General features: G+C 46.4%; 13 protein-coding genes. 7 read left to right on the forward strand and 6 right to left on the reverse strand.

The annotated features are described in order from the left end of the window. Positions 1–54: 54 nt before the first annotated feature. The 5 genes from egtD to B4C70_RS04325 form a co-directional block, all read right to left on the reverse strand. Positions 55–1,011 (reverse strand): L-histidine N(alpha)-methyltransferase, encoded by a 957-nt coding sequence (gene egtD / locus B4C70_RS04305; protein WP_290777170.1) that lies wholly within the window; start codon positions 1,009–1,011, stop codon positions 55–57. Next, positions 1,011–2,291: an ergothioneine biosynthesis protein EgtB gene (gene egtB, locus B4C70_RS04310; protein WP_290777172.1), complete on the reverse strand. Its 1,281-nt coding sequence runs from the start codon at positions 2,289–2,291 to the stop codon at positions 1,011–1,013. Before egtB ends, egtD begins: the two co-directional genes overlap by 1 nt. A 123-nt stretch (positions 2,292–2,414) precedes the next feature. After that, a complete protein-coding gene (guaC, locus tag B4C70_RS04315) occupies positions 2,415–3,398 on the reverse strand; it encodes a GMP reductase (protein ID WP_023468525.1) in 984 nt (327 codons plus the stop codon). Between the two features lie 161 nt (positions 3,399–3,559). Further along, positions 3,560–4,066 carry an NUDIX domain-containing protein gene (locus B4C70_RS04320; RefSeq protein ID WP_290777173.1) on the reverse strand — a complete coding sequence of 169 codons (507 nt, stop codon included), beginning with the start codon at positions 4,064–4,066 and terminating at the stop codon, positions 3,560–3,562. Further along, positions 4,053–4,610 (reverse strand): GNAT family N-acetyltransferase, encoded by a 558-nt coding sequence (locus tag B4C70_RS04325; protein WP_290777174.1) that lies wholly within the window; start codon positions 4,608–4,610, stop codon positions 4,053–4,055. Before B4C70_RS04325 ends, B4C70_RS04320 begins: the two co-directional genes overlap by 14 nt. Before the next feature lie 144 nt (positions 4,611–4,754). Here B4C70_RS04325 and B4C70_RS04330 point away from each other — a divergent pair, with 144 nt between their 5' ends. The 6 genes from B4C70_RS04330 to B4C70_RS04355 all read left to right on the forward strand — a co-directional run bounded on the left by B4C70_RS04330 (position 4,755) and on the right by B4C70_RS04355 (position 9,470). Then, the gene (locus tag B4C70_RS04330) at positions 4,755–5,015 is read left to right on the forward strand and encodes a hypothetical protein (RefSeq protein ID WP_290777176.1); all 261 of its coding nucleotides are present in this window, start codon (positions 4,755–4,757) and stop codon (positions 5,013–5,015) included. A gap of 243 nt (positions 5,016–5,258) precedes the next feature. Then, on the forward strand, positions 5,259–5,459 hold the full coding sequence (locus B4C70_RS04335) for a cold-shock protein (protein ID WP_023468529.1): 201 nt from the start codon (positions 5,259–5,261) through the stop codon (positions 5,457–5,459). A gap of 82 nt (positions 5,460–5,541) precedes the next feature. Next, entirely contained in the window at positions 5,542–5,907 is a 366-nt protein-coding gene (locus B4C70_RS04340) for a nuclear transport factor 2 family protein (RefSeq protein ID WP_023468530.1), read from the forward strand. 124 nt (positions 5,908–6,031) lie between these two features. Further along, positions 6,032–7,096 (forward strand): 3-phosphoserine/phosphohydroxythreonine transaminase, encoded by a 1,065-nt coding sequence (serC, locus tag B4C70_RS04345; RefSeq protein ID WP_214728281.1) that lies wholly within the window; start codon positions 6,032–6,034, stop codon positions 7,094–7,096. Further along, entirely contained in the window at positions 7,097–8,254 is a 1,158-nt protein-coding gene (locus B4C70_RS04350) for a phosphoglycerate dehydrogenase (protein WP_133207446.1), read from the forward strand. Positions 8,255–8,267: 13 nt separating this feature from the next. Continuing rightward, positions 8,268–9,470, forward strand: a complete 1,203-nt coding sequence (locus tag B4C70_RS04355) for a DUF1015 domain-containing protein (RefSeq protein ID WP_290777179.1) — start codon at positions 8,268–8,270, stop codon at positions 9,468–9,470. Positions 9,471–9,525: 55 nt separating this feature from the next. On the opposite strand, the gene B4C70_RS04360 is transcribed toward B4C70_RS04355, so the two are convergent. After that, positions 9,526–11,298 carry a glycoside hydrolase family 13 protein gene (locus tag B4C70_RS04360; RefSeq protein ID WP_290777181.1) on the reverse strand — a complete coding sequence of 591 codons (1,773 nt, stop codon included), beginning with the start codon at positions 11,296–11,298 and terminating at the stop codon, positions 9,526–9,528. A gap of 194 nt (positions 11,299–11,492) precedes the next feature. On the opposite strand from B4C70_RS04360, the gene B4C70_RS04365 reads away from it, so the two are divergent. Further along, entirely contained in the window at positions 11,493–12,206 is a 714-nt protein-coding gene (locus tag B4C70_RS04365) for a YebC/PmpR family DNA-binding transcriptional regulator (RefSeq protein WP_023468535.1), read from the forward strand. Positions 12,207–12,222 lie beyond the last annotated feature (16 nt).

The following is a 12,222-nucleotide window of genomic DNA, read 5'->3' on the forward strand; positions in this document are numbered from 1 at the left end:
ACTTTTTGGGGAGCATATCAAAGCTTTCAAGTGGGAGTGTTTTTTGATGTGCCGTTACATTTTTTCTAAATAATGCACGCTGAATCGTTCATCGTCATCGATCCAACAATTGACTGAATGAAAACCACTTTGACGGGCAAGTGTCTCAAACTCTTCTTTACTATACTTATAGGAGTTTTCCGTATGAATCGTTTCCCCTTGTTTGAATGGAACCGTCACATCTCCAACTTGCACGAGTTGATCGAGTTGACTCCGAAGATGCATTTCGATTCGTCCTTTTTCTTCATTATAAAAAGCATGATGTTCGAATCGTGTCACATCAAACGTTCCCTCGAGCATCTGATTCAAATGCGTCAACATGTTCAAATTGAATGCTTCTGTGACACCGGCTGCATCATTATAAGCCCGTTCAAGCACATCAACAGACTTTTTCAGATCAACACCGATCAAGAATCCATCGCCCGTTTCAAGAATTCGTGAGGAATGACGTAAGAAGCGCATCGCTTCCTCCGGTTCAAAGTTACCAATCGTCGATCCCGGGAAAAAGATGACTCGTTTTTGAGACTCCTCGACCGGTAAAGAAATCGATTGTGAGTAATCCCCACAGACCGCTTTAATATGCAGCGCAGGATACCGTTCCGACAATTGGCGTGCAGATTCCATTAGGAAGTCTTTTGAGATATCAATGGGCATATACGTATCGAGATGTGTAAATGTCTCCAGTAACATCTGGATTTTACGACTGCTGCCACTTCCATATTCAATCAGTGTATGCACATCGCCGATACTTCGTGCAATCTCCGCTCGATGCTGCTCCAAGATGGCGAGTTCTGTCCGTGTCGGATAATATTCCGGTTGTTGCGTAATCTGTTCGAACAACTGGGATCCGATATGATCATAAAAATATTTTGCCGGTAAGACCTTTTGTTCTCGCATCAGACCTTCAATGACTTCTAAACGCATGTTTTGTTGCGGCGTATATAAATCGTACCCAATGACTGTCTCTCGCATCACATGTCACCTGCCAATCGGAAGCCGCCAAATAACCAACGTTTATCAGGCGGGAAGAAGTTGCGGTATGTCTCGCGAATGTGATCGTCAGGCGTCACGCACGCTCCTCCACGCAGTACCATTTGATTACACATGAACTTCGCATTGTATTCCCCGAGCGCTCCTTCGAGCGGTTTACTGCCTGGATATGAACTATAAGCGCTCGACGTCCACTCCCAGACGTTTCCGAACATGCTCGCAAGCGTTGTCTCTGACTCTTCGACGGCTACCGGATGGAAGGTTCCGCTTCCCATCATATTACGCTTCGTGACAGAATCGACTTGGCGAGAAGCCCATTCCCATTCCGCTTCTGTCGGCAAGCGTTTCCCTATAAAGCGACTATAAGCGTCCGCCTCATAAAAACTGACATGACAGACCGGTTCATCGAGACGAAGTGGTTCGACACCGTTCATCGTAAAGATCGTCCATTCTCCCGCGTCATCTTTCATCCAATATAACGGGGCTTTCCAGCCTTCTTTTTGAACCGTTGCGTACCCATCCGATAGCCAGTACTCTGATTTTTGATAGCCCCCTGCTTCAATGAACGCCAAATACTCCCCGTTCGTGACAGGACGCGTCGCTAATTCAAACGGATGTAACCACGTTTTATGACGTGGACTCTCGTTGTCAAACGCAAAACCGTCTCCTGTATGACCGATCTCGACGAGTCCTTCCTCGAATTGGATAAACGATGTTTCCTTGACTGCATTTTCAGGCACATCTGTTGTCAACGACTTTGACTGATAAGCAGGTAACAGTGGATTCGTGAAAAAGTTATACTTCACGTCCATCAAGATCAATTCCTGGTGTTGTTGCTCGTGTTGCAGTCCCATCTCGACTAACGCTTCGATTTTCCGTTGGTCTTCTGGAGTCCGTTCTTCTTTCAAGAACTCGACCATTTGTCCATCGACATATGCTCGGTAAGCAATGATGTCTTCGACGGTCGGACGTGACAACATCCCTCGTTGTTGACGAGGCTGGTAAGGACCGATTGAATTATAGTAAGAATTGAATAGATAATTGTACTTCGGATGGAAGACTTGATAGCCTTCACTATATTCCTGTAGTATCATCCTTTCAAAAAACCAGGTCGTATGGGCGACATGCCATTTCGGCGGACTCACGTCCGAACTCGCTTGAATGATGAAGTCTTCTGCTTCGAGTGGTTCAATCAAGGCAATTGTTTGGTTACGAACAGTGGCAAATTTTTCGATTAAGTACGATGTCGTTTCAAATAGCATGTCAATCACTCCCTATCCAAAATATTCCGAATCTTTTGGTCCATTTGATGTATACCCCTCCAATGGAAGAGTTATGCTAAAGAAACAAAAAAAGTCCGCTCCGTTAAGAGCGAACTGATCACTTTAATATACTTTATCACCGTTGAAGATCGAGTTCTTGACGACGACGTAGTCGACCGTCCGAATCGCCTGCAATTTATTTCCACCAGCATACGAAATTGCCGATTGTAAATCTTGCTCCATCTCGATCAACGTATCCGCTAGACTTCCTTTATGCTCGACGAACATCTTCTTTCCTTCAACGTTTTTGCGTTCCCCTTTTTGGAACTCAGAAGCAGAACCGAAGTATTCCTTGACGAGCACCCCATCTACTTCATGCGTCTCACCAGGCGATTCCTCGTGCCCTGCGAAGAGTGAACCGATCATGACCATCGACGCACCGAACCGGACTGACTTCGCGATATCGCCATGCGTCCGAATCCCGCCATCCGCGATGATCGGTTTACTTGCTGCTTTTGCACACCAACGAAGTGCCGCGAGTTGCCAACCACCTGTACCGAATCCTGTCTTAATCTTCGTAATACACACTTTACCTGGTCCGATCCCGACTTTTGTTGCGTCGGCTCCCGCATTCTCAAGTTCGCGCACCGCTTCTGGCGTACCGACGTTACCCGCGATGACGAAACTTGCTGGTAGAAGCGACTTGATGTGACGAATCATCTGAATGACGGCTTCCGAATGACCGTGTGCGATATCAATCGTGATGTATTCAGGAGTCAGCCCTTCTGCTGCGAGCTGTTCAATCAGCTGATATTCCTCTTCCTTGACACCGACGCTAATTGAAGCGAACAGTTGGCGTTCTTGCATCATACGAACGAATGCCAAACGACGAGCCGGTTCGAATCGATGCATGATATAAAAATAATCGCCTTCCGCTAAGAACAAAGCAATCGATTCATCAATGATCGTTTGCATGTTTGCCGGTACGACTGGAAGCTTGAAACGTCTACCACCGAACTCGACTGACGTATCACATTCCGAACGACTACCAACGATTGATTTTGCTGGAATTAATTGAATATCTTCATAATCGAATACTACATCCATGAATAACACCTCTAATTACGAATATTTTTTAGTATATTGGCGATAATCATTCGCCCCCTTGACTACTATAACGAACTGTCATCATAGTGTCAAAGAAATTTTCGCGTTTTTAAGGTTTTTCATGAACTTTATTCCGTTATCAGCAATTTAATGTTCGGTTTTTACCGTTTTCGTTGTTGTAAATCTGTCAACCAGTGCTCTTCCCAGTCAAAATAGCTCGTTGCTTCGGATGCTTCAAACACGTGATCAGGATAAGTCAGTGCTAAAGGAGGACGATCCTGTTTCGGAAAATACGCCAGTTGCTTTGATTCGCCATCGATGGCTTCGAGCGTTCCGCCGACTACCTTACACTCGAATACCGTCGCTACATATTCAACTTCGTTTCCATCTGGGTACGTCAAACGGAACGACTCTCCACCGAAGGTCGCAATCAGACGGACCGGTCGGACGAATAGACCTGTCTCTTCATAGACTTCGCGAATGACTGCCTGTGCCGGTGATTCCCCCAGTTCGATTGCTCCAGCAGGCAAACTCCAAAACGGACCTCCTGGATCCTGAAAGAGGATGTGACCTGCTTCGTTTCGAATGATCGCTGCGACGCATGGTATAAAAAGACGCTGCGTTCCGACAAGTTGGCGCAGATTGGCATAATAATTAGAGATTGGCATGACGTGACTCCTTTCGGTCTTCTTTTAATAGGGCAAACAAAACAAAGTCTTCCCAGGCATCGTTGATGAAGAGATTTTGTTTCGCGATTCCTTCTTTACGAAATCCGACTTTTTCAAGGACACGGATCGAGCCGATATTCTCTGGCATGACTTCAGCTCGGATCCGGTGGAACTGGTGGACATCAAATAAATGATCCACGAACAATCCGACCGCTTGTGCCATATATCCTCGTCCTGAAAAGGCGGCATCCAACTGGTAGCCAATCATGCACGTCTCCGCTGGTCCACGTTGAATGAACATCGCCGAAACATCCCCAATCAACTGGTCCGTCTCGGATAAAAAAACACCATACGCATAATACGCATCTTGACGCATTAACTCTTGATGACGATGAATCCGTTCTCGTTGCCCTTCTATCGTGTATTGTTCAGGTGACGGCTTGATAGGCATCCAGTATTCAAAGTGATCACGGTTTCGCAAATTCACATCAAGGATCGCCGCTGCATCCTCCAAGATGTACGGGCGAATGTATACAGGAAACATATAACGTCCCTCCATTTCCATTATTATCTTTAGTTCAAGAAGTTTAGGTGTTTCATAATTTATATAGCGGGAATCTACATAATAGTTTTATTACATTACAGTGACAGCATACTATAGAGAAAACTGTCGAAGAAGGAGTGACCTATGTATTCAGACATTGATTTGCTCAATCAAATCAAACAACGCGATTCCGTCGCGTTAGAACGATTATACGATCGTTACGAAAAAACACTCTTTCTTCTATTCCGTCGCACACAAGTCGAGGATGCACTCATTCATGCCGCGATGACGCAATTGTTTCGTACCGTTTGGGAACAACCGACACGTTATCCGAACTTCCAAGGATTCATTTTGCATACATTACGACAACTCAGTAGTAAAAAAGAACATATTCCGATTTGTTGAAAGAATCAGTTATACTCTTTCGACACAAGTAGAATGAACCCTTTAATTGCATGCTTTATTCAGAGAAGAACAGTTTCGTTTGTTCTTTTTTTGTTTTGTCCTTTCTTTTTCGATTCAGGCATGCTATATTATTAAGTAATTATTGTTGTTCGGTGGAGATACGAAGTGTTTCACTTTATATTCGATGAAATTGATCACGGTAGTAATAATCAGTGTGCCAGTCACACGCAGGAGGCAATACACATGGAACAAGGTAAAGTAAAATGGTTTAACGCAGAAAAAGGATTCGGCTTCATCGAGCGCGAAAGCGGAGACGACGTATTCGTACACTTCTCAGCAATCCAATCTGAAGGTTTCAAATCACTTGACGAAGGTCAAGAGGTTTCTTTCGAAGTTGAAGAAGGTCAACGTGGACCACAAGCAACTAACGTTGTAAAACTTTAATTTCTTTTAGACCCTGCTCACGCAGGGTCTTTTTTTGTTTATATATGCTACACTAGCGATTCAGGAAGAAAGGAGATGTAACATGACACTCGAACAAACGATGCAACACCTTCAAGATGCTATGCTAAAAGGAGATTTATCACAAGTCTCGCATCTATTATCTCCCGAATTTACGTTCATCGATGCATTAGGGCGGTCATTTGATGCCGAGACCTACCTCGATCATTACGTGGATCCTGCAAACATCCGCTGGTTATCCCGGACCGATGATTTTTCATACATTGATCATTTCGAAGATACGGCAATCCAGTATAGTTTGACAGAAGACCGATTTGAATACGGGACAACTCAATACGTTGGTCGTTTCCGGATCGTATCCATCTATCGTGCTACGTCAGATGGTTGGAAATGGCACTTTGGTCAATTGACATCTCTTGATCCGTCGTAACGGATTCAAGGGATGTTTTTGTTTTCATTTTCCATTCATCGTCAGTTGGAATTGCTTCTCATTTTTCATTCCGTTACACTTGAGTGGTACATATTTTCTGAAAATTCAAGAAGGAGTGTTCCTCATGACGGTTTATAACTTTTCTGCCGGTCCAGCAGTCCTTCCTGCCCCGGTCCTATTGAAGGCTCAATCCGAGCTACTCGATTATGAAAATTCAGGACAATCCGTTTTTGAAATGAGTCATCGTTCGCCAATCTTTGAATCGATTCGAGAGGCAGCTGAACAATCCTTACGGAGACTGATGTCGATTCCCGATTCGTACTCCGTATTGTTTCTTCAAGGAGGAGCTACACTTCAGTTCGCGATGTTACCGCAAAATCTGGCGACGAAGACCGGACGGATTGATTTCATCGATACCGGCGGCTGGTCGACGAAGGCGATTGCAGATGCCAAACTGTACGCCACGGTCAACGTGCTCGCCTCTTCCGCTGATCACGGGTATCGCTTCATTCCAGAAGGTCCGTTCACGTCAACAGCCGACTATTTGCACATCACTTGGAACAATACCCTCGAAGGGACGACTTATCAGACACCGCCTCATGTCGATGTGCCACTCGTCGCTGATGTCTCGTCATCGATTTTGTCTGAACCATTGCCAATCGAGTCATTCGATGTGTTGTATGCTGGTGCTCAAAAAAACCTTGGTGTCGCTGGTTTAACGGTCGTCATCGTGAAGAACGAGTTGCTTGATCGTGTTCCTGACACGATCGGTGCCTACTTACGGTATGACATCCATGCCAAACAGCGATCTCTTTATAACACGCCACCGACGTTTAGTCTTTATATGACGAAATTAGTGCTCGATTGGATTGAAGAGACGGGACTCGAGACGATCGCGGCACGAAACGTCTCACAAGCGCGCATGTTATATGAAGCAATTGATCAATCCGATCTATTTCATAACCATGTAGCCGTCAAGGATCGAAGCCGGATGAACATTCCATTCTCGACTGGAAGCGAATCGGAAGACGCTGCTTTCTTGAACTTCGCTGCGCGTCACGATTTGATCAATCTTGCCGGTCACCGCTCGATTGGTGGAATGCGCGCGAGTCTTTACAATGCGATGCCGACCGAAGGGGTTACGGCACTGCTTCATATCATGCACCGTTTTGAACAGGGGGAACGTTAAATGTATCAAGTCCAACTATGGAATGATCTATCTGACAAAGGATTAAAACGATTTACAGACGACTATCACGTCCAGCGGGAAACGGAGCAACCAGACGCCTTTCTCGTCCGCAGCAAGGATTTGCATGACATGCGCTTTCCAGATAGTCTCAAAGCCGTCGCCCGAGCTGGCGTCGGTGTCAATACGATTCCACTCGATCAACTCGCGAACCGCGGGATTCCCGTCTTTTCGACACCAGGTGCCAATGCGAATGCCGTCAAGGAACTTGTCATCGGTAGTTTGTTCCTGACGGCGCGAAAACTCGTACCGAGTCTGCTTTGGACGAATAACTTACGCGGACCGGATATTCCAGAGCGGATCGAAGCGAACAAAAAACAATTCGTCGGAACGGAGTTACTCGGGAAACGAATCGGGATCGTCGGACTTGGGGCGATCGGAGCAAACTTAGCCAACACCCTTCACGAGCTCGGCATGACCGTCACAGGCTATGATCCACATATGTCCGTTGAGTCCGCTTGGCGCGTCTCGAATCAGATTCAGCGGGCAACACAGCTCGAGGATCTCCTCGCGACAAGCGACTACATCACGTTGCATCTCCCGCTCGTTGATGCGACGACGGGTTTACTCGATGCGTCACTCTTTTCAAAAATGAAACACGGCGCGACCCTACTCAACTTCTCGCGTGGTGAACTCGTCGATGAACAAGCGCTAGCCGAAGTGCTCAGGTCCGGTCGCCTGGCGAATTATGTGACGGATTTCCCGAACGCCTTCATCTTGTCCCTCCCCCGGGTCATTGCTTTACCACATATCGGGGCATCAACAAGTGAAGCGGAGGAAAACTGTGCCATCATGGCGGTCGATCAACTGCGTCTGTTCCTTGAGACAGGAAACATCCGCAATGCGGTCAATTTCCCAGCCGTCGAGTTACCGTTCACTGGAAAACGACGAATTACGATTGCTCACCACAACATTCCGAACATGGTCGGTCAAATCGCCTCCGTGTTAGCGCAAGAGTCGATCAATATCGCGAATATGATCAATGGTAGTAAAGATGCGATTGCCTATACGATCATCGATATCGATAACCATGCGGACGAGATGATTTCGCTCGACCGACTGAATCAGATTCCTGGCGTCTTGAAAACACGCCTACTCTAAAGGAGTGAACCCCATGCCAACTTTCGAACCTTTTGCGGCGTTACGACCGGACTCAAAATATGCGGCAGAATTTGCCGCCTTACCGTATGATGTTTATTCGCGCGAAGAAGCACGTTCCGAGATCCGACGTCATCCGCTGTCTTTTTTACGGATTGATAAAGCAGAAGCTACTCTTCCGTCATTAATCGCTGAAGATGACCCACGCGTTTATCAGCAAGCAGCGCTTGCCTTCGAAGAGAGTCAAACAAACGGCATCTTACAGCTCGATGCAGACGAGACGTATTACATTTATCAATTGTCAGATGGAACACATACGCAATCCGGTTTCGTCGGATGTGTTGCCGTCAGTGATTATGAGACGAATCAAATTCGTAAACATGAGTTCACACGTCCTGATAAAGAGCGCGACCGTGTCCGACACGTCGAACAGTTACAAGCACATACGGGTCCGATTTTACTTGCGCATCAAACCGATGCACAACTCGAAGCAATCGTCACGACGATTACTGCTGGCGATCCCCTATATGATTTCACCGTCGATGGAGTGACGCATCGAATTTATAAAATCACCGATCGCAATCATCTATTGACGATCGGGAGCCAGTTCGCCCGTCACGATGCTCTCTATATCGCTGATGGTCATCATCGTGCTGCAGCAGCAGCCATCGCTGCCAGTCGGACGGACCAGGAGGAAGCACAACGTTTTCTTGGCGTCTCCTTCCCGCAGGATCAATTACGGATTCTCGGTTACCATCGGGTCGTTGAAGATTTGTACGGTCAATCCGTCGTTGATTTCCTTGAGCGATTAGCCCATCACTTTACGATCACAAAAGGACGTGCCGAACAAACGAAGCCTCACCAAATCGAGATGTATCTCAACCGGCAATGGTATACCCTTTCGTACGATTCTGAACGAACAGGGACGAAAGCGAATCTCGACGTCTCGATTTTACAAGAAGAGTTGTTGACACCGTTACTCGGTATCGAGGATCCACGGACGGACGCACGGATCCAGTTCGTCGGTGGTCATAAGGGGTATGCCGGCCTTGAGCAAATCGTGGACTCTGGACATGCCGCTGTCGCTTTTCACTTGCATCCGACTTCGATCGAAGATTTAATGGCTGTGGCTGATGCGGGAGAAGTGATGCCGCCGAAGTCGACTTGGTTCGAACCGAAGCTTCGGAGCGGTTTACTGATCCATCCGTTTGATTCATAATGCACACGCACTAAAAAAGCAAGTCGCGGATTCGATATCCACGACTTGCTTTTTCTTATACGTGTCGCAAAAGAAGAGCTGACACAGCTTCTACTTGAATAGTTCCCGACAACGTCGTTGTGTCTAAAAGACTTTCATACGTTCCTTCAAGCGAAAGAGATTGTGCCTCTTCACTTACATTGACCACGAGCAAGTAAACCTGTTCGCCCTGACGTCGCTCGACGACAAATGTCTGTTTTGTATCATCAATCCTTTGGAAATGATACGTTCCGGCATTTGCTAAAACCGGATGCTGTTTTCGAAGAGCAACCAACTGTGCAACGTGATCGAACAACTCACGGTTCTGCTTCGTCTCATCCCATTCCATACACGCACGGTTTGCTGGGTCTTGCCCCCCAGTCATTCCAATCTCATCGCCATAATAGATGACGGGTGAACCCGGAAACGTCAACAGTGTAGTGAAGAGTAACTTCATTCGATCGATATTCCCTTTCGCACGCGTTAGAGCACGCGGCGTATCATGCGAGTCAATCAAATTGAACATGACTTCGTTGACATTTTGAAAATGCCAGTTTAAATTCCGGATGACTGCATGTGAGAAATCACGAACGCTCGTCTCGCCCGTCGCAAAACAAGTCAAAAAGCTCTCTGTCAAACCGTAATTCATGACGGCATCAAATTGATCGCCGAGGAGCCATGGTTGCGAATCCGTCCAGCATTCGCCGACGATATAACATGTTCCGTTCGCAGCCCGGACTTCCTTTCTAAACTCACGCCAAAACGCATGATCGACTTCACTAGCGACATCCAGACGCCAGCCGTCAATTCCGAATTCCTCGACCCAGTAACGTCCGACGTGAAGCAAATAGTCTTTGACGTCCGGATGGGCAGTATTCAACTTCGGCATGTTTCGTTCAAATGCAAACACTTCATAGTTTGGAATCGATGGATCGACCGGGAAGGAATCAATCGTAAACCAGTTGGCGTATTTTGAGTCTTGTCCCTTTTCTAAGACATCTTGAAATGCTGGGTGCTCTTCACTAATATGATTAAAGACGGCATCGAGTAATACGCGGATACCGTTCTCATGTAGCACATCGATCATCTTGCGGAACGTTTTCTCGTCACCGAACGCAGGATCAAGCTTCAAGTAATCAAGCGTATCGTATTTATGATTGGATGGTGCCTCAAAGACTGGGCAGAAGTAGACACCCGTGACGCCGAGACGTTGTAAATGATCGACGTGATCAATGACCCCTTGAAAATCTCCACCGAAGAAATTCTGAAAAGCCGGTGCTTCACTTCCCCACTCCTTCGTTCCCGCTGGATCATTCGTCGTGTCGCCATTCGCAAATCGTTCCGGGAAAATTTGATACCAGACCGTATCCTTCACCCAATCCGGTGTATCAAAGACATCCGTCGCATGAACATATGGCACAGAAAAATAATAGCCTGGATGATCGAGTGGTGCTTCGTCATACCAGCCACGCTCGGTTAAAACGGCTATCTTATCGCCATGAACCTCAAACCCATACCGTACCCGCTTCCGTTCTGGACGGATTGCAATGAACCAATAGTCATACGTCGCATCACTTCCATTGTGTTGCATCGGCGTCCGTTTCACTTTCCATGATTTTTCTTTCTCCGGATCAAAATTCCAATCTCGGTCTTCTTCTTTTTCCGCTTCCCATTCATACGGATCACCATATATCAATTCAACTTTTTCAATATCGCCTTTAGCCGTCATAAGTCGGACATGGACGGTTTCTTGATCATAGGCATAAACGAACGGTGATAATGCGCGATGAACTACTCCAGCCTGATTCAAATTCTGCCACTCTCCCTTAAATTGATATTTCTCTATCGGTAAAGTTCCTTTCTTCCGCATCGCTTAAACGTATTTAGTAGAAATTCAACTGTTCCACCGACATTTTAGTTCAGTCTGTCAGGTAGTTTAAGGTATACTGATAACGCATAGGAAATCAGGGATTTCTGATATTACGGAAAGAGAGTGGATACGAAATGGGTCGTAAATGGAACAACATCAAGGAAAAAAAAGCATCAAAAGACAAAAATACGAGTCGGATCTACGCAAAGTTCGGTCGTGAGATTTATGTAGCGGCTAAACAAGGTGAACCCGATCCAGAATCAAACCAAGCATTAAAGGTCGTTCTCGAACGAGCGAAAACATACAACGTGCCACGTGCCATCGTCGATCGGGCGATTGAAAAAGCAAAAGGTGGAGCGGAAGAAAACTACGACGTCTTGCGTTATGAAGGATTCGGTCCAAGCGGTTCAATGGTCATCGTCGAAACGTTGACGAACAACGTTAACCGGACGGCTTCTGATGTTCGTGCTGCATTCGGAAAAAATGGTGGAAACATGGGCGTGAGCGGATCCGTCGCTTATATGTTCGATGCGACGGCAATCTTTGCCTTTGAAGGTAAAACTGCAGATGACGTTCTCGAATTGATGATGGAAGCGGATATTGATGTGCGCGATATCCTCGAAGAAGACGAATCTGTCATCATCTACGCTGAGCCGGAACAATTCCATGCTGTACAAGAAGCGTTGAAAGCTGCAGGCATTACTGAGTTCTCACTTGCCGAACTGGTCATGCTCGCCCAAAACGAAGTCGCGTTGTCTGAAGACGACGTCGCACAATTCGAGAAAATGATCGATGCACTGGAAGATCTTGAGGATGTGCAACAGGTCTACCATAACGTAGAGTTATAATCAAAAAGACAAGAGG

It is taken from the genome of Exiguobacterium sp. UBA5002, from assembly GCF_002396765.1.
Classification (GTDB): domain Bacteria; phylum Bacillota; class Bacilli; order Exiguobacteriales; family Exiguobacteriaceae; genus Exiguobacterium_A.